Origin of the sequence: Streptomyces hawaiiensis, from assembly GCF_004803895.1 — a bacterium.
In the GTDB taxonomy this organism is placed as follows: domain Bacteria; phylum Actinomycetota; class Actinomycetes; order Streptomycetales; family Streptomycetaceae; genus Streptomyces; species Streptomyces hawaiiensis.
Map to the genome: position 1 here is coordinate 4188257 of NZ_CP021978.1, position 17651 is coordinate 4205907.

The window sequence follows — 17651 nt, forward strand, 5'->3', positions numbered from 1 at the left end:
GCCGCCGGTGCTTCAACGGACGTGTACCGCTTACGGGTTGAGTCCCTTGCCCTGCAGCCACGCCCTCGGGTCGATGCCGTTCGAGGATCCAGCGGAGTGGACCTCGAGGTGAAGGTGCGCTCCGGTGACGTTGCCGGTTGCGCCCACGCGGCCGATGACGTCGCCGGTGCTGACCTTCTGGCCGACGCTGACGCCGATGGAGGACTGGTGCGCGTACCAGATCTCGGTGCCGTCATCGAGGGTGAGGACGGTCTTGTAGCCGTACGAGCCGTTCCAGCCCGCCTCGGTGATGGTGCCGCTGTGGACGGCCTTGATCGGCGTGCCCGTGGGGGCGGCGAAGTCGAGGCCGGTGTGGTAGCCGGAGGACCAGTAGGCGCCGGCCTGACCGAAGCTGGAGGTGATGGTGTACGAGGAGGTCGGCAGCGTGAACTGCTTGGCGAGGGCGGCGAGCCGCTCGGCCTCGGCCTTCTTCCTGGCCTCCTCCTCCGCCTTCTTCTTGGCTTCGGCGGCCTTGGCCTTGGCTTCCTTCTCCGCCTTGGCCACCGCTTCCGCGGCTGCCTTCTCGGCGGCGGCCGCGGCGTCCTGGGCGGCCTTGGTCTCGATCTGGTCCTGCTGGCGCTCGACCTGGGCCATGATCCGGGCGCGCAGCGCCTCACCGGCGCCGGCGCCGGAGGTGGCCTGCTCGGTGTCCGCCGTGGTGGTGCCGAGGCTGCTGAGCGGGGTGGCGGAGCCTTCGGGGGTGTCGTCGTCCGAGATGAGGGAACCCACCGAGGGCAGGTCCGGCACGGAGATGGACACCGGGGGCTTGCCGGTCTGGGCGCTGGCCATGCCGCCGGCACCCACGGCGGCTATGACGCCGACGCCCAGGACGGTGGAGCTGCGGGCGAGGCCTCCGCCGCGCTGCTTGGTGACGCGATGCCGGCCGCGGACGGGACGGATGGACTCCTCGGTGGGGTTCCACTCCTGGAACGGGCCCTCGTCGGTGCGCTGACCGCCGTAGCCGAAGGTTTCGGTGTCGCGCTTCGGCGCGAGCGGGGCCGCGGGGGCAGGCCGGTTGGACGCCACGTGGGCGTGCTCCTTTCCTTCCTTCTCGCCTACCGGGTTAGCTGACGGGTTCGGAGCAGGAAGGTCTCCTACGCGCGTATACCGGCCGTGCTGCCACGGTGGTATCCGCTCGATTCACCCCAAGTGGTGGTTCCCCGGTTCCCTTTCGGGATTCGGCGCGTGCGCACGGAGCCGCCTTCTGTGACGGCTGGGACGACCGCGCTGCGTTATCGAACGTTAATAGACGCGCGAGGGGTATTCCAGCGATTCCACTTGATCATTAACCTTTTTCGCGCGGACTTACCCGCCATGACGGGCCCAAATCGGGCGAGTTGACCGCCGCGCAAGTGACTGACGAGTTTTGACGGTGCGTCAGTTGTTATGCGGAACGGGGTGGTTCACTCACCGACCGTAATGGCCGCCGTAAGACCACCGGGAAATGCACCGAGGGCCGGAACCCTTTCGGATTCCGGCCCTCGGCCTTCAGTAGCGGGGACAGGATTTGAACCTGCGACCTCTGGGTTATGAGCCCAGCGAGCTACCGAGCTGCTCCACCCCGCGTCGTTGTGACTCCAGTGTACGCCATCCGCGGGACACCTCGTGCACACCCTCTGCTCAGCCGGCCGGGGCGCCCGCGTGGGTCAGGGTCTCCCAGGCGGTGAACAGGTCGTCGGTGCCGGCGGGCCGGGCCCGTACGGCCAGCTCGTGCGCGGCCGCGACGGATCGGCCGAGCCGTTCCTCGCCGGGCGTGTGCCGCACGATCTCGGCGGCCGTGGCCCAGACCGACCCGGTCCAGCCGGCCTGCAACGCGGCCTTCTCCCCGGCGTGCCGGCGCAGCGTGGCCGACCAGGCGTCCATGATCTGCCGGGCCTTCTCCGCGTGCCGCCGCTCGCCGGTGACGGTGAAGAGCAGGGCCTGGGAGTAGGCGGCCAGGGCGTCCGCACGCTCCTCGGCGCAGCCCCGGCCCTGAAGGTCACCGGGCGGGCAGAGGACGGTCTCGAGCGGCTCGGCCCGGTACCGGTAGGAGCCGTACGCGCTGTCCCGCATCGCGAGGTAGGCCTTCAGCCAGGGCTGCCGCCCGGCGGTGACGTGCTCGCGCAGGGCGTCCAGCCGGTCCCGGTCGACGAGGACGCCGGGATGGGTGAACGCGGCGTCGGAGGGCAGGGCGGGGCCCATGGTGCGGGCGTCCGGGCCGTCGGCCTGGTAGGAGGGGACGAGCAGGGCGAGCGCGGTGAGCAGGGGCGGGAGGAGCAGTGCCGCCTTCCGTCGTCTCCCCGCTTTCCTCATGGCCGCCGCCTCCGTCCTCTCGTCCTGGCCCTGGAGGCAGCGCGGCCCGGGCGGCGGTCCGGACGCAGGATCTATTGGGCCGATCGGCCCGCATTCGGGGTCCTTGCACTATGCCTGTCCGGGTCGCGTGGCCTGGCACCGCACTCGCCGCGTTGCCCGGAGCGCCCACGTGGGGCCGCCACGCAGGCGCTCCGGCGCCTTGCGATGCACGGCACCAGACCCCGCGGCCTGATCGGACGCTCATGGTTCGAGGACCCCTCAGCCCGGCAGGTGGCGGTTCGGGGCCTTGGCCCGCTCCTCGTGCTCCGGGAGGACGACGACCTCCACCCCCTGGGCCGCGAGAAGGCCGCTGCCGTCGGCGTCCGTCACGAAGGTGTCCGGCTCGCGCCAGGCCGTGACGACCCGTCGTACGCCCGCGTCGAGGATCAGCCGGGCGCAGGGTGCGGGGCGGGAGGCGCGACGGGCGCAGGGCTCCAGGCTGCTGTACACCGTCGCGCCGGGCAGCCGCGGGTCGGCCGGGTCGAGCTTGGCGAGGGCCGCCTCCTCGGCGTGCACGACCGGGTCGCCGGCCTCGCGGGAGTGGCCGCGGGCCAGTTCCGTGCCGTCGGCTGCGACCACGACCGCGCCCACGCTGAACGCCGTGTCCGACGGCGGGCAGCGCTCGGCCAGTTCGCAGGCGAGGGCCAGCCAGTGGTGGTCGGCGGCGGTGGGCAGGGGGCCGGTGCCCGGGGCGGTCGGTTCGTAGCGCATCAGGACGACGTCCTCGATCCGCCGCGTCTCCAGCAGCCGGAGGCGGCCGCCCTGGTAGCCGCCGGGGCCGAAGAGGCGGGGTGCCCGGGGGTCGCCCACGAAGAGCGGGGCGAGGACCAGCTGGAGTTCGTCGGCCAGGCCCTGGGTGAGGAGCTGGGTGTGGATCAGGCCGCCGCCCTCGACCATGAGGCGCCGTACGCCCCGGACGTCGTGCAGGTGGGTGAGGAGCCGCCGCCAGTCGAGGTCGGGGCCGAGCGGGACGATGTCGGTGGCATCGGTGGCGAGGCCGAGGGCACGGGCGCGTTCGGCGCCCCGGTCGGTCGTGTAGAGGACCTTCTCGCCGCCGGTGTGCCAGAAGCGGGCGTCTGGGTCGAGGTCGCCGGAGCCGCTGACCGTGACCTTGAGGGGGTACTCCGGTTTCCCGGCGGCCGTGCGGGCGGCGCGGCGCTCGTCGGAGTTCACCAGAAGCCGCGGGTTGTCGGCGCGGATGGTGCCGGCGCCGATCAGGATCGCGTCGACGCGGGCCCGGACCTCGTCGACCCGGTCGAAGTCGGCCGGGCTCGACAGGAGCAGGCGGTCGGGTCCGGTGTCGTCCAGGTAGCCGTCGAGGGAGACGGCGGCGGACAGCAGGACGTACGGGTGAGGCATCGACGCTCCGCGGCTGGTCGGGACGGCCGGACTGGACAGGGCTTGGTTCAAGTTTGAAACAAACCTACACTGGCGGCATGACGACTCGCTGGCTCACCCCCGATGAGCAGCGCGCCTGGCGCGCCTACATCGCCGCCTCGCTGCTCCTGGAGGACGCGATCGACCGGCAGCTCCAGCAGGACGCCGGCATGCCGCACCTGTACTACTCCATCCTGTCCGTCCTGTCGGAGTCACCGGAACGGCGGCTGCGCATGACCGATCTCGCCGAGCGGCTGAAGATCACGCGCAGCCGGCTGACGTACGCGGTCACGCGGCTGGAGAAGGACGGCATGCTGCGGCGCGAGGCCTGCCGGTACGACAAGCGGGGCAGCATCGCCGCGCTGACCGACGAGGGGTTCGCCGTGCTGGAGCGGGCGGCGCCCGGGCACGTCGAGACGGTGCGGAGCTTCCTGTTCGACCGGCTCAGCGAGGAGCAGGTGGGGCAACTGGAGGAGATCTCCGCGGCGATCGCGCAGGGTCTCCAGGAGGACGGGACCCGGCCGGCGGCGGACGACGTGCCGTGGCGGCGAAGGTCTTCACCGGCCTGTTCGTGACGCGCGCCACACAGAGCCGGATCCCCATTGCTTCAAATTTAAAGCACGCGTAGGGTTCCGGACGTGGATCTGCTTCAAATCTGAAGCACTACGGCTGTGCAGCCGAACAGGAAACGGAACCCGGAGGCCCCGCATGCCCGACACCCCCGCCGTCATCGCCACCCCGCGCTCCCGCGTCCGGGTCCCGCTGCGCTTCCACGACGGCTACGAGGCCGACGCCGAGCTCGTCACCTTCCACGGGCTGGCCGACGGCCAGGAGCACGTGGCCGTGGTCCTCGGCGAGCCCGGCCCGGTCCCGCTGGTGCGGCTGCACTCCGAGTGCCTGACCGGGGACGTGTTCGGCTCCGCCCGCTGCGACTGCGGCCCGCAGCTGCGCGAGGCGGTCGAGCGCATCGCCGAGCGCGGCGGCGTGCTCCTCTACCTCCGCCAGGAGGGCCGGGGCATCGGCCTCTACAACAAGCTCGACGCGTACGCCCTCCAGGAGGAGGGACTCGACACGTACGAGGCGAACGCGGCGCTGGGACTTCCCGAGGACGCCCGCGACTACACGGCGGCGGCCCAGATGCTCCGTGCCCTGGGCATCGGCGAGCTGGACCTGCTCTCCAACAACCCCGACAAGGCGGGGCAGTTGCGGTCCCTGGGCGTCGGCGTCCGCGACCGCGTTCCCACGGGCGTCTTCACCACCGCCCACAACGTCCGCTACCTGCGGGCGAAGGTCCTCCAGACCCAGCACACGCTGCCGCTCGCCGCGCTGACGGAGCTCAGCGCCGGCTGAGCCGCCCCCGGTCCGGCCGGGCACTGAACCGGGCTGCTTGCCCCCCGGTTCATCGGGTACAGCCTTTGAAAGAGGGCGACCTCATCAGTACCCGGAGCTTTATGGAAGTGACCGTTTCGTGACCGATCTCGGCGGCCCCGGCGACCACCGGGCGAGGGGACCGGGCGATGGCCCGAAGGCCGTCGCATCGCAGATCGCCGATGCCGTGGAGAGTCTGACGACGCTGTGGTCGGTCGCCGCGCAGGAGGCGTCCCTGCGCCTGTCCCCGCACCAGCTGCGGGCGCTGCGCACCGTGCAGGCGGCGCCCGGCCTGAACCTGACGGCGCTCGCGGACGGCCTGGACATCGGCGCTCCCACGGCCAGCCGCCTCTGCGACCGCCTGGCGGCGGCCGGCCTGCTGGAGCGGGCCCCGCACCCCGACACCCGCCGTGAGGTGCAACTGTGGCTCACGACACACGGACAGCGCGTCCTGCGCGACGTCGCCGGCCGCCGCGCCCAGGCCCTTGCCACCGCACTGGCGGCGATGGAACCGGCAGAACGCGCGGCGCTGAGCAGGGGGTTGCGGGGCTTCCTGGCAGCCCAGGACACGACACCGGGCGCCGGTGGGGCGCAGGGGCGGTGAGTTCCGGCGGCGCGGGGCTGGACGGGCGGTGACGTCTCACCGGTCGGCCCAGCCGCACAGGCGGTGACGTCTCACCGGTCGGCCCAACCGCACGGGCCGTGTCGTCTCACCGGTCAACCCAGCTACACGAACGGGCACTCTTCACAGGTGAACCGGCGGCACGGACGGGCACTCCTCACAAGTGAACCCGGCGGCACGGACGGGCACTCCTCACAAGTGAACCCGGCGGCACGGACGGGCACTCCTCACAGGTGAACCCGGCGGCACCAAGGGTGAGTTCCCGCGGCGGGTCCGGCCGCCCGGGCCGTGGTTCCCCGCGGTGTCCGGCCGCAGGCACTGCGCGGCCCGCCGCTGCAGCCGGTCGCCGCGTACCCCTGTGAGCAGCTGGAGCCTGGTGTGCCGGGCGGCCCGCCGTATCGACCGCTGGGTCGCCCGCCGCTCGCGCGGGCCGCGGCACCCCGCCGATGCGCCCGAACCCCCGAACCCCGAATCCCACCGGTCCCCCGGTCCCCCGGCCTCCCGACGCCCCTCAGGCCCCCGAGCCGTGGCGGCTCACGCCGCCGGTGGTCAGGACCGCCACGCACGTGTCGTCCCGTACCGGCCGGGCCGCGCTCCCCGCGTCCCGGAGCACCACCGCGGCCGCCACCGCCGGGTCGCAGCCGGGCAGTACGCCGTCGTCGGGCGGCGTCCAGCGGCTGGGCAGGCCGTCGCTGTGCAGCACCAGCAGGCTGTCCGCGTGCCAGGGCATCCGCTGCACGGGCACGGACGCCGGGGCCTGCGCGCCCACGATGCCGGGGTGGGACAGCAGCGCCTTCCATGTGCCCTCGGTCCGCAGCCGGGCGCCGACGTTGCCGATCCCGGCGAAGCTCAACCGGGCTTCCCGTAGATCGAGTTGGGCCACCGCGACGGCCGCGCCCCGGGTGGGGCGCAGGGCCCGGCCCAGACGCCGCAGGATCTCGGGGGGCGGCAGCTCCCCGAGACCGCGCAGCTCCGTCACCGCCGCGGTGGAGGCCTCGGCGGCCTTGACACCATGACCGAGCCCGTCGGCGAGCAGCAGGGTCAGCCGGTCCCCGCCGCGCACCCGGCCCCAGGCGTCGCCGGAGTGCTCGGCCCGGCCGAGGGGGACGTTGACGCCCCCGGCACGCGGACCCGGTGGGGGCGGCCCCTGGTTGCGGACGACGGGATCGTGGCCGATGCGGGCCATCACGACGGTGCCCCGGCCGGGCGCGCTGTGCAGATCGAAGTCGTTCGCTATGCGCCGGCACGTGCCGAGTCCGGCGCCGAGCGAGGCGGCGACGGTCGTGGTGTAGCCGTCGCGCATCGCCGCCGCGACGTCCGGGATGCCGGGACCGTGGTCGAGCGAGACGAGCTGCACGGCCGCCCGGCGGCCGTCGTCGTACGCCCGCTCGACGAGGTTGATCAGCACACGCCCGTCGTCCGCGTGCCGCAGCAGGTTGGTCGCCAGCTCCGTCGCCACGAGCGCGGCGGTCGCGATGCGGTTCGGGGGCAGGCCGGCACAGGCGCTGGCCTCCTCGGCCGCCACCCGTACGTCCCGCACCCGGGTCGAGTCGTCCACCGGCACGTCCCAGACCCTGCTCATCACGGCACCGTCCGGGAGGGCGGTACGACGGTGGCCCAGGCGGTGACGGTGACGGTGGTCCCCTCACCGGGCCGGCTGTCCACCTCGAACTCCTGCACCAGCCGCTTGGCCCCGCTCAGGCCGAGCCCGAGCCCGCCGCCGCTGGTGTAACCGTCGGTCAACGCCTGGTCCAGGTCCCGGATGCCAGGCCCGGTGTCGACGAAGGCCAGCCTCAGTCCACGCGACTGCCCGGCGTCCAGCGGGGTGATCCGCACATGGCCGCCCCCACCGTGGACGAGGGTGTTGCGGGCCAGTTCGCTCGCCGCGGTCACGAGCTTGGTCTGCTGCACCAGCCCGAAGCCGAGCTCGGCGGCGGCCTGCCGGACCTGCTGGCGCACCCACGCCAGATCGGCGTCCGAGCCGATCGGCAGGCTGGCCGGGCCGGCATGGCGGGAAGTCTGCATCATGGACTCCCCTCGCCCCGGCGCGTGGTCACGCCGAGCGCTTCCATCGCCCGCTCGACGTCCAGGGCCGTCCGCAGGCCGGGCAGGGTGAGCCCCAGCTCGACCAGGGTGATCGCCACCGCCGGGCGCATCCCGGCCAGCACCGTACGGGCCGCCAGCAGCTTGGCTCCGGCGGCGATCTCGGCGAGGACCCGGCCCAGGAACGAGTCGACGATCTCCACGCCGGAGATGTCGATCACGACCCCGCTCACCCGGGTGTGGGAGATGCGGTCCGTGATGTCCTGCTGAAGCTGCTCGGCCATCCCGTCGTGCAGCTCCCCCTGGAGGGTGACCAGCAGGACGTCGCCCAGCTGGAGGACCGGCACGGTGAAGCCGTGTCCGCCCATGGGTCCGTGTCCCGCGAACCCGGTCACCGCGCGCCCGCGTCCGCCGCCGCGCCGGCCGCCCTCAGCGGTGCGATCTCGACCCCCTGCCGGCTGAGCGCGTAGGCGAGCGCGTCCTCCAGGCTCGATCGGGTGAGCACCGTGCCGAGGTCGATGCCCAGGTGGACGATGGTCTGCGCGATCGCGGGACGGATGCCGGAGACGATGCACTCGGCGCCCATCAGCCGGGCCGCCGCCACGGTCTTCATCAGGTGCTGGGCGACCAGCGAGTCGACGGTGGGCACGCCGGTGATGTCGAGGATGGCGAAGCGGGCGCGCTCGGCGACGATCGCGTTCAGCAGGCTCTCCATGACGACCTGGCTGCGCGCGCTGTCCAGGGTGCCGATCAGCGGGACGGCGACGGTGCTCTCCCACAGCTTGATCACCGGGGTGGCCACCTCGTGCAGCTGTTCGCGCTGCCGGGCGATCAGCTCCTCGCCCGCGCTGACCGCCGTCTCCATCACGACCAGGCGCAGCGTGCCCATGAGCACGGTCAGCGCCACCACGGCCTCCTGGGCCTCGGCGGCGTACGGCTCCGGGAACTCCGCGCGCAGCAGCTCGGTCACCGGCTCGCGCAGCGCGGCCACCTCGCCGGCGACCCCGTCCGGATCGATGCCCGTACGGGCGCGGGAGGCCGCCATCCGCCCCAACTGGTCGCGCACGGCCTCGAATCCGGACGCCCGGATGTCGTCCAGCCGCCCCGAGGCCGCCACCGCCGCCAGCGCCGCGGTCACGGCCCTGCCCGCCTCCACCGCCTCGTCGCGCGACACGGTGAAGACCGTGCGGAACAGCGCGGCGTCCGCCCAGCGTTGGGCGATCTGCTCCCGGCGCCGCTCCAGAAAGGCGCTCACCTGGTATGCGGGCGGCTCCTGTTCCGTGTTCTCTTCCGTCACCGACACTTGCATCGCTCCCTTGCACGGGCCGGACCGAGGTCGCACGACGGCACCTCAGCCCTTACTTGCCATATGACAAACATTAGTGCCGGCGTACGACACCAAACAACTGCCCACCGGCGCCCCCGACCTGCGCCTTCCCCGTCGCCTACCGCCCACGCCAGTCCAGGCACACCACGAGGGCGTCGTCGTCCGGGACGGACCGGCCGCGGTGGCCCGTCAGTTCGCGCAGGAGGGCCCGGGGCACCTCGGCGGCCGGCAGCAGCCGGGTCGACTGGATCGCCCGGGCCAGGGCGGCGTCCCCGTAGGCCTCGCCGCCCGGGGAGGCGACGTCGTAGACCCCGTCACTGACGAAGACCAGCCGGTCGCCCGGCTCGACCCGGAACTCCTGGACCACGTAGTCGGTCTCCTCGAACATGCCGAGCGGCAGCTGGGCGTCGAAGGGCACCCGCTCCACCACGCCCCGGCGCAGCCGCAGCATCTGCGGCGACCCGGCGTCCACCGCGCGCACCCGGCCGGTGGCCAGGTCGAAGTCGAGCATCAGCACGGAGAGGTAACAGCGGCCCCGGTAGTGGGCGTACACCGCCTGGTCGGCCAGGGCCGCCTGGTCGTCGATGGACAGCCCCGCCCGGCGCGCGTTGCGCAGGGCGTTGATCGCCAGGTTCGTCAGCAGGGAGGCCGCTATGCCCTCGCCCATGCCGTTGGTGACGTAGAGGCTGAGCCGGTCGGCCGTGGCGGACCAGTCGAAGTTGTCGCCGAAGATCCCGTACGCCGGTTCCAGCTGCGCGCCCAGGTCGTACTCGGGGCGGGTGCAGGAGCGGCCCGGCAGCAGCTGCCACTGCATCTCGGCGGCCAGCGTGAGCCGGTCCCGCCGGCGCGCCTGGAGATACAGGTCGGTGTCTCGCTCGGCCACGACGACCTCGTGCCCGAGCACCTCGGCGATCTCGGCCAGCTCGCCCAGACAGCCGTCGGCGTGCTCCGCGCCCGGCAGGGTCACGGTCAGCACGCCGAGGCGGTCGCCGCGGACGGTGACGGGCAGATGCACCCGTACGAGATCACCCGAAAGGATTTCCGCATACGGTTCCTGCGCACCGAAGGCGCGGCCCGCGGGGCTGTTGTGCACGGACACCGGCTGGAGGGTGTGCGGCAGCACCGACACCGGCTGAAGCACCGTCAGACCGTAGTCGGCCAGGAAAAGCTCGACGGAGTCCGCCGCGTACTGATCGGTCAGTACACCACGGACCGCGTCCAGCAGTTGATGGGGCGCCGCCGTGCGCAGGGCGCGCTCGGCGGCCACGAATCTGTTCGTGATCGTGGTCACGGTGGTCTGTTCACCCTCCTCGGTGGGACGCCGACGCGTCCTTTACAAACGGGTCCTCGTCTACGGGCCGGGAAGCGGGTCCCGGGCGGTTCACCTCACGCCTAGTACGCTGGCGGCCATCCCGGTGCCTGCGAGAGTGTGACTGTGACTTCCCTCCGACCCCGCCCTGAGCCAGCAGAGGTCGCCCGTGTGACCTCCACGGCCGCGGAGTTGCTGGAAGTCCTCTGGGGCCGCGCCTCGACCGCGCCGGCCTCCGCGTCCCAGCTGCGGGTGCTGCTCACCCTCGAACACCACGAGGGCATCAACCTGCGCACGCTCGCCGACTCCCTCGCCTCCACACCGCCCTCGACCAGCCGACTGTGCGACCGGCTGCATGCGGCCGGGTTCGTCGAACGCGAGGTGAGTCCGGCCGACCGGCGCGAGGTCCGCCTGCACCTCAGCGGCCGGGGCCGCGCCTTCCTGGCCGACCTGCGCGTACGCCGGGAGCAGACGCTGCGCGCGGTGCTCGACCAGATGCCCGCGGCGAAGCGGGTGGCCCTGCTGCAAGGGCTGGAGGCGTTCTGCGACGCGGCGGCGGCCCAGATACACGACGACTCCGAAGACTCCCGATCGTCCGGTACCCGGACTGCCTGAACTGCCCTAGGTTGTTGTCCCGCACCTATAGTTGTCAAACGACAACTGTCCGCTCCATGACTCCCACGGCTTTCTCTCGCGCACCCCACCGCCCACCCTCCCTGCCCGTACCGTCGCAGCACGGGTCCAGGTACCCCGCCACCGCCTCGACCTGCGCCGACTGTGGTCAACGTCTCGCCGGGGCCCACGCGGGGCATGACCCGGGCGAGGGCGGGTAACGGCGCTTGAGGTGGCCTGTAGGGGATCGGAGCGGGCCGGACTGAGAGGGAGGGCCCGTGACGGCGACCATGCGCATCGGCACGACGACGGATTCCGCCACCTACACCGGTGAGGAGCTGCCACAGATCGCCGAGCCCCAGAAGCTCGCCCCGCAGGACGCGCGCGGGCTGACCGGACAGTTCCTCGACCGGCTCGCGGTGCTGGAGGAGGGCACGCCCGAGTACCAGTACGCCCGCAACACGCTCATCGAGATGAACATGTCGCTGGTGCGCTTCGCGGCCCGCCGGTTCCGCACCAGCGGCCAGTCGATGGAGGACATCGTCCAGGTCGGCATCATCGGGCTGATCAAGGCCATCGACCGGTTCGAGGTCTCCCGCGAGGTGCAGTTCACCAGCTTCGCGGTGCCGTACATCATCGGCGAGATCAAGCGGTTCTTCCGTGACACGTCCTGGGCCGTGCACGTGCCGCGCCGCCTGCAGGAGGCCCGTACGGAACTCGCCAAGGCCACCGAGGAACTGTCCTCCCGCCTCGGCCGCGCGCCGAAGGTGTCCGAACTGGCGACCCTGATGAACCTGTCCGAGGAGGAGGTCGTCGAGGCGCAGGTCGCGGCCAACGGCTACCTGTCCTCCTCCCTCGACGCGACGGTCACCGGCGACCCGGACGAGAGCGACACGACGCTGTCGCAGTTCATCGGCGAGGAGGACCCGGCCCTCGAACTCGTCGAGGACTTCCACGCCCTGGCCCCCCTGGTCGCCGAACTCGACGAGCGCCAGCGCCTCATCCTCCACCTGCGCTTCGTGGAGGAACAGACCCAGGCGGAGATCGGCGCCCGGCTCGGCATCTCACAGATGCACGTCTCCCGCCTGATCTCGCGCACGGTGGCACGGCTGCGGTCGGGGATGCTCGCCACCGGCTGACACGCCCCCACAACGGCGAGAGCCCCGGTCCGGAGACGATCCGGACCGGGGCTTCCTTGTAGGCCCTGTGGGACTCGAACCCACAACCAATGGATTAAAAGTCCACTGCTCTGCCAATTGAGCTAAGGGCCCAAGCGATGTTGCCCCCACGAGCATAGCCGGACGACGCCGAGTCTCCGATCGGGTATCGGGGTCCCGGCCCTGCCGAACGGACGAACAGGGCCGACGAGGACCCCGGATCGACCGGTTCGGGCGGGTCCGCGCAGGCCCCCGAGAGCCCGCCGGAACGACAGAGCGCCGTGGCCCGCCCGTTGGGACGGAGCCACGGCGCTCCTCATGCGCTGATGTCAGCCGTTGCGCTTCCAGCGCGGCTTGTCCTCGCGGCGCTGGAACGAGCCACCGCCACGGTGGTCGTCACGACGGCCGGAGGGGCGGTCGTGACCGGAGGCGCCGAAGCCGGGGCGGTCGCCCTGACGGTCGCGGTTGAAGGGGCGGTCGCTGCCACGGTGCCCACCGCGCTCGTCCCGACGCTCGAAGGAGCGGCCCGGACGGTCGTCCCGGCGGAACCCGCCACCACGATTGTCGTCACGACGCTCGAACCCACGGCCACCACGGTCATCGCGACGCTCGAAGGAACGGCCACCACCACGGTTGTCATCACGACGGTCATCCCGACGGAACCCGCCACCACGATTGTCGTCACGACGCTCGAACCCACGGCCACCACGGTCATCGCGACGCTCGAAGGAACGGCCACCACCACGGTTGTCATCACGACGGTCATCCCGACGGAACCCGCCACCACGATTGTCGTCACGACGCTCGAACCCACGGCCACCACGGTCATCGCGACGCTCGAAGGAACGGCCACCACCACGGTTGTCATCACGACGGTCATCCCGACGGAACCCGCCACCACGGCTGTCGTCACGACGCTCGTACGAACGCCCGCCACGGTCGTCCCGGTCCGTCCGGTCGACGTCCTGCGCCGCCGGCTGCTCGGGCACGGACACCTCGGCGGCCGCGGCCACCACCGCCGCCTGGGCCTCGGCCACCGCGGCCTCGGGGTCCTCACCCTGCTCGCGGGCGACCCGGGCGACCAGACGGTCGGCCTCCTCGCGCAGCTCGGTCGCACGCCGCTGCGCCCGCTCCAGCTCCTTGGCGAGCTCGGCGACCTCACGCTCGGCCTGCTGCGCGGCGTTGCCCACGGACTCCGCCTGGACCTCGGTCATCGACCGGGCACCGGTGATCTCGGCGACCTCCGGGTCGAAAGCGCCGGCGCCCTGGATGATGTGACGCCCGGCGTCGACGCCCGCGTCCTCCATCAGCCGGAAGATCTGACGCCGCTGGTGCGGCAGCGACAGGGACACGACCGTGCCCGTGCGGCCGGCACGCGCGGTGCGGCCCGCCCGGTGCAGGTAGTCCTTGTGGTCCCCGGCCGGGTCCACGTTCAGCACCAGGTCGATGCCGTCGACGTGGATACCGCGAGCGGCGACGTCCGTCGCGACGAGCGCGTTGACGTAGCCCTTCTTGAAGTCCTCGAGCACCCGGGTACGCGCACCCTGCGTCATACCGCCGTGCAGCGCGTCGGCCTTCACACCGGAGTCGCACAGCTGCTCGGCGATACGGTCGGCGCCCAGCTGGGTGCGGACGAAGATGATCGTGCGGCCCTTGCGGGAGGCGATCGCGGCGGTGACCGGCGCCTTGTCCTTGGGCTTCACGATCAGGATGTGGTGCGACATGGTCGTGACGTTGCCCTGAGCGCTGTCGACCTCGTGCGTGACCGGGTCGGTCAGGTAGCGCTTGACCAGCGTGGAGATCTCGTTCTCCATCGTGGCCGAGAACAGCATGCGCTGGCCGCCGGCCGGAACCTGGTCGAGCAGCTCGGTGACCTCGGGCAGGAAGCCCAGGTCCGACATCTGGTCGGCCTCGTCGAGAACGGCGATCTGCACGTTCTCCAGCGAGCAGGCACCGCGGTTGATGATGTCGCGAAGGCGGCCCGGCGTGGCGACCAGGACGTCGACGCCCCGCTCCAGGGCATAGATCTGGTTGCCCATCGACGTACCGCCGCAGACGACCTTCATCTTCAGGCCGAGGACGTCGCCGTAGGGCTGCAGCGCGTCGGCGACCTGCATGGCGAGCTCACGCGTCGGCGTCAGGATGACGGCCCGCGGCTTGTGCTTCTCGGTACGGCCGCCGGCCAGCGTGGCCAGCGTCGGCAGACCGAACGACAGGGTCTTGCCGGAGCCGGTGCGGCCACGGCCGAGGATGTCCTTGCCGGCCAGGGCGTCCGGGATCGTCGCGGCCTGGATCGGGAAGGGGGTGGTCACGCCGTTCTGCGCGAGCTTGCGCACAACGCCTTCGGGGAGGCCGAGCTCCGCGAACGTGGCCTCGGGGGCGTCCTCGATTGCCTCGTTCTCGGGCACGACGACGTGATCAGTACTGGCGATGGACATGCGAATGCGAAACCTTCCGGAGTCTCAAGTCGGCACGCGCCCGTCAACTCCGTGATTCGCGATTCGCAATACGACCGCCTCAATGCGGTCCACCACGGCAAGGGAGAGTACGCGCCACACGGCGCGCTCTGCAGTGGCGCCGGGCAAGATGGGATCAAACGATCTGCCACCATACGCACTCCGGGCCCCACAAGGCAAACCGGACTGTGCAGGAGGCAGCGGGCCACTGCCCGAGGGCCGGACAGCTTCCCGAAAACTCCAACCACCCTCCCCCCGGCATTGTTCCCACCCCGGCCGGACATTTTTTCGCCCACCCGCACACCCCGCCGCCCTAGGCCGGTGACCCCGCCTCCGGCGCCGGCTCCCGCTGCGCGAGCTGCGGACCCGGCGGCTCGTGCGCCGACGACGACGGCTCCGGCGTCGGCTCCGGAGACGTCGTCGGCTCCTGCGGCGTCGGCGTGGGCTCCGGCTCGGCCGTCCGGGTGGGCGTCGGCGGCGCCGGCGGCCTCGGCGTGGGCCGGGCCGGCTTCCCCGGCTTGTCACGCCCCGGCACGGCCGGACTCGCGTCAGCACTCGGAGACGCCTCGGGGGACGCCGACTCCCCCGCCGCGCCGCCCTTGCCCTTCCTGTCCTTCTCGCCCTTGCCGCGCTCCCGCTCGCCGTCGGCCCCGGCCGCGCCGATCCCGGCGCCGCCGCCCGACACCGCCGGCCCGCCGTCGGGCGCCTCGCCACCGCGCTGCCCGGCGGAATGCGACGGCTTGACGCTCCCGCCCGCGTCGTCATCGCCGACGCTCATGCAGCCGGCGGCAGCGGCGACCGCCACGACCGTGGCGGCCAGTCGGACGGGTACGTACAAGGGGCGCACGGGGCCACCTCCGGAAAGGGTGAGGGAGTCAACACCTCCAACTCCCGCCGCCCACAAGAGGACACGCGCCCCGTATTCACAACCCGGTCAGCCGTAGCCCAGGGCGTGAAGGCGCTCGTCGTCGATACCGAAGTGGTGCGCGATCTCGTGCACCACGGTGATCTCCGTCTCCGCGACGACGTCCTCCCGCGACTCGCACATCCGCAGCGTCGGAAGCCGGTACACGGTGATCCGGTCCGGCAGCACACCGGCGTACCACTCGCCCCGATCGGTCAGCGGCGTCCCCTCGTACAGCCCGAGCAACTCGGGATCGTCCGCCGGCGGATCGTCCTCGACGAACACCGCGACGTTGTCCATCAGTCGCGTCAACTCCGGCGGGATCCGGTCGAGCGCCTCGGCGACCAGCTCCTCGAACTCCTCGCGCGTCATCTCCAGCACAGGCCCATTGTCAGCCACAACACAGCCGTACGAGAGCCCACCGCCGCCGCATATCCGCCCCCGCACTTGGGCATACGGGACCAATGGCCCGCGTCCCCGCCGCAGTCCTGAGTGTCCTGAACCCCCTCCGCAAAGCCCCGCACGCCCTGACCCGCCGCTACCGCGCCCGCCAGGCACCCACCACGATCCAACTCGTGACACAGCCGCACCCCTGGACCCGCGCGGTGGGACTCGTCACCGTCGTCCTCCTCGGCGCCTGGCTGGGGCTGCTGGTCGTGGGCAACGTCCGCGTCCCGGTCGGCCCCATGAACACCACCATGACCCTGCGCCCCTCCTTCACCGGCGGCACCAAGATCAACATCTCGCCCCTGGGCGCCCTGGAACTGAACAGCCACATCGCCCCCGTCCGCCTCGACGTGAACGTCGACCAACTGGACCCCGACCGCTCACAGGCCCTCGTCGACCACCCCGAACGCCTCTCCGGCCTCCAGGACGAGGTCACCGAGGACGTGGGCCGCGGCACCCTCGACCTGGCCGTCCGCTCCGGCGTCGCCGTCGTCGCCGGGGCCACCGCCCTCGGCCTCGCCGTCTACCGCCGCCCACGCCGCGCCCTGGCCGCCGGCGGCCTCGCCCTCACCCTCCTCGCCGCCTCCGGCGGCACGGCCTACGCCACCTGGCGCCCCGACTCCGTCCTGGAACCCAAATTCTCCGGCCTGCTCACCTCGGCCCCCTCCCTGGTCGGCAACGCACGCAGCATCGTCACGGAATTCGACGTCTACCAGAAGGAGTTGGCCCGCCTGGTCACCAACGTGACCAAGCTCTACGACGCCACCTCGACGCTCCCCGCCTACGCACCCGACCCCTCCACCATCCGGGTCCTGCACGTCTCCGACATCCATCTGAACCCGGCGAGCTGGAAGATCATCGCCTCGCTCGTGGAGCAGTACAAGGTCGATGTGATCGTCGACTCGGGCGACACGATGGACCACGGCACGGCCACCGAGAACGGCTTCCTGGACCCCATCGAGGACCTCGGAGCCCCCTACGTCTGGGTCCGCGGAAACCACGACTCGATGATCACCCAGCGCTACATGGAGAACCTGAAGAACGTCCACGTCCTGGACGACGGCAAAGCCAAGACGATCAAGGGCCTGCGCTTCGCCGGCATCGGCGACCCGCAGTTCACCCCCGACCGCTCCCAGCAGACCGGCGCCGAGCAGTCCCAGGAACTGGCCGGCGCCCGCCTGGCCACGGCCCTGCGCGACCAGACCGCGGCCGGCACCCCGGTGGACATCGCCATCGCCCACGAGCCCTCCGCGGCCCGCGAGGTCGACGGCGAGGTCCCCCTGGCCCTGGCCGGCCATCTCCACCACGACGAGATGGAGGACCTGCCGTACGGCACCCGACTCCGCATCGAGGGCTCCACGGGCGGCAGCGGCCTGCGCGCCATCGAGGGCAAGCACCCCGACCCCATCGAGGCATCGATCCTGTACTTCGACCGGGACACCCGCCATCTCCAGGCCTGGGACGAGATCGAACTGGGCGGCCTCGGCCTCACGACGGCCGAGGTCAGCCGCCACCTCCCGAAGGAGAACCAGCCCGGCGCGACCCCGTCCCCCAGCACCCCACCAAAGGGCACTCCCTCCCCCTCCTCCTAAACCGTTTTGGCGATAGCTCCCGCCATCCCATATGCTTCTCACGTCCCCGACGCGCTGAGAAGCGCCC

At 71.9% G+C, this 17651-nt stretch carries 17 protein-coding genes, 2 tRNA genes and 1 riboswitch; of the genes, 6 read left to right on the forward strand and 13 right to left on the reverse strand.

Annotated elements, in window-relative coordinates:
* Window positions 1-30 precede the first annotated feature (30 nt).
* The 4 genes from CEB94_RS19225 to CEB94_RS19240 all read right to left on the reverse strand — a co-directional run bounded on the left by CEB94_RS19225 (window position 31) and on the right by CEB94_RS19240 (window position 3729).
* A complete protein-coding gene (locus CEB94_RS19225) occupies window positions 31-1065 on the reverse strand; it encodes a M23 family metallopeptidase (RefSeq protein WP_175433416.1) in 1035 nt (344 codons plus the stop codon).
* A gap of 11 nt (window positions 1066-1076) precedes the next feature.
* Window positions 1077-1233: riboswitch (cyclic di-AMP (ydaO/yuaA leader) on the reverse strand.
* Between the two features lie 298 nt (window positions 1234-1531).
* Window positions 1532-1605, reverse strand: a tRNA-Met gene (locus CEB94_RS19230).
* A gap of 54 nt (window positions 1606-1659) precedes the next feature.
* Entirely contained in the window at window positions 1660-2331 is a 672-nt protein-coding gene (locus tag CEB94_RS19235) for a hypothetical protein (RefSeq protein ID WP_175433417.1), read from the reverse strand.
* A 258-nt stretch (window positions 2332-2589) separates the two neighbouring features.
* Window positions 2590-3729: a dihydrofolate reductase family protein gene (locus tag CEB94_RS19240; RefSeq protein ID WP_175433418.1), complete on the reverse strand. Its 1140-nt coding sequence runs from the start codon at window positions 3727-3729 to the stop codon at window positions 2590-2592.
* A 77-nt stretch (window positions 3730-3806) separates the two neighbouring features.
* Between CEB94_RS19240 and CEB94_RS19245 the strand changes: the two genes are divergently transcribed.
* From CEB94_RS19245 to CEB94_RS19255, 3 genes are all read left to right on the forward strand, one after another.
* A complete protein-coding gene (locus CEB94_RS19245) occupies window positions 3807-4322 on the forward strand; it encodes a MarR family winged helix-turn-helix transcriptional regulator (protein WP_175433419.1) in 516 nt (171 codons plus the stop codon).
* A gap of 133 nt (window positions 4323-4455) precedes the next feature.
* Window positions 4456-5097, forward strand: a complete 642-nt coding sequence (locus CEB94_RS19250) for a GTP cyclohydrolase II (RefSeq protein WP_175433420.1) — start codon at window positions 4456-4458, stop codon at window positions 5095-5097.
* Between the two features lie 118 nt (window positions 5098-5215).
* Window positions 5216-5719, forward strand: coding sequence for a MarR family winged helix-turn-helix transcriptional regulator (locus CEB94_RS19255; protein ID WP_175433421.1), 504 nt, complete (start codon window positions 5216-5218; stop codon window positions 5717-5719).
* 529 nt (window positions 5720-6248) lie between these two features.
* Here CEB94_RS19255 and CEB94_RS19260 read toward each other — a convergent pair.
* The 5 genes from CEB94_RS19260 to CEB94_RS19280 all read right to left on the reverse strand — a co-directional run bounded on the left by CEB94_RS19260 (window position 6249) and on the right by CEB94_RS19280 (window position 10398).
* Complete coding sequence (locus tag CEB94_RS19260) at window positions 6249-7319, reverse strand: ATP-binding SpoIIE family protein phosphatase (RefSeq protein ID WP_175433422.1); 1071 nt, start codon at window positions 7317-7319, stop codon at window positions 6249-6251.
* Window positions 7319-7762 carry an anti-sigma regulatory factor gene (locus CEB94_RS19265; protein WP_175437064.1) on the reverse strand — a complete coding sequence of 148 codons (444 nt, stop codon included), beginning with the start codon at window positions 7760-7762 and terminating at the stop codon, window positions 7319-7321. Before CEB94_RS19265 ends, CEB94_RS19260 begins: the two co-directional genes overlap by 1 nt.
* Entirely contained in the window at window positions 7762-8148 is a 387-nt protein-coding gene (locus CEB94_RS19270) for an STAS domain-containing protein (RefSeq protein WP_175433423.1), read from the reverse strand. Before CEB94_RS19270 ends, CEB94_RS19265 begins: the two co-directional genes overlap by 1 nt.
* 23 nt (window positions 8149-8171) lie before the next feature.
* On the reverse strand, window positions 8172-9083 hold the full coding sequence (locus tag CEB94_RS19275) for an STAS domain-containing protein (protein ID WP_425472463.1): 912 nt from the start codon (window positions 9081-9083) through the stop codon (window positions 8172-8174).
* Window positions 9084-9225: 142 nt separating this feature from the next.
* On the reverse strand, window positions 9226-10398 hold the full coding sequence (locus CEB94_RS19280) for a PP2C family protein-serine/threonine phosphatase (RefSeq protein ID WP_246111846.1): 1173 nt from the start codon (window positions 10396-10398) through the stop codon (window positions 9226-9228).
* A 189-nt stretch (window positions 10399-10587) separates the two neighbouring features.
* Between CEB94_RS19280 and CEB94_RS19285 the strand changes: the two genes are divergently transcribed.
* Window positions 10588-11031 carry a MarR family transcriptional regulator gene (locus CEB94_RS19285; protein ID WP_175433425.1) on the forward strand — a complete coding sequence of 148 codons (444 nt, stop codon included), beginning with the start codon at window positions 10588-10590 and terminating at the stop codon, window positions 11029-11031.
* 275 nt (window positions 11032-11306) lie between these two features.
* Window positions 11307-12167 carry an RNA polymerase sigma factor SigF gene (locus tag CEB94_RS19290; RefSeq protein WP_381109568.1) on the forward strand — a complete coding sequence of 287 codons (861 nt, stop codon included), beginning with the start codon at window positions 11307-11309 and terminating at the stop codon, window positions 12165-12167.
* 59 nt (window positions 12168-12226) lie between these two features.
* Here the strand turns inward: CEB94_RS19290 and CEB94_RS19295 are convergent.
* From CEB94_RS19295 to CEB94_RS19310, 4 genes are all read right to left on the reverse strand, one after another.
* A tRNA-Lys gene (locus CEB94_RS19295) sits at window positions 12227-12299 on the reverse strand.
* A 215-nt stretch (window positions 12300-12514) separates the two neighbouring features.
* Window positions 12515-14623 carry a DEAD/DEAH box helicase gene (locus CEB94_RS19300; protein ID WP_175433426.1) on the reverse strand — a complete coding sequence of 703 codons (2109 nt, stop codon included), beginning with the start codon at window positions 14621-14623 and terminating at the stop codon, window positions 12515-12517.
* Between the two features lie 331 nt (window positions 14624-14954).
* Window positions 14955-15488, reverse strand: a complete 534-nt coding sequence (locus tag CEB94_RS19305; RefSeq protein ID WP_175433427.1) for a hypothetical protein — start codon at window positions 15486-15488, stop codon at window positions 14955-14957.
* Window positions 15489-15575: 87 nt separating this feature from the next.
* Entirely contained in the window at window positions 15576-15926 is a 351-nt protein-coding gene (locus CEB94_RS19310) for a metallopeptidase family protein (RefSeq protein ID WP_179956573.1), read from the reverse strand.
* 83 nt (window positions 15927-16009) lie between these two features.
* Here CEB94_RS19310 and CEB94_RS19315 point away from each other — a divergent pair, with 83 nt between their 5' ends.
* On the forward strand, window positions 16010-17584 hold the full coding sequence (locus CEB94_RS19315; protein WP_175433429.1) for a metallophosphoesterase family protein: 1575 nt from the start codon (window positions 16010-16012) through the stop codon (window positions 17582-17584).
* Window positions 17585-17651 lie beyond the last annotated feature (67 nt).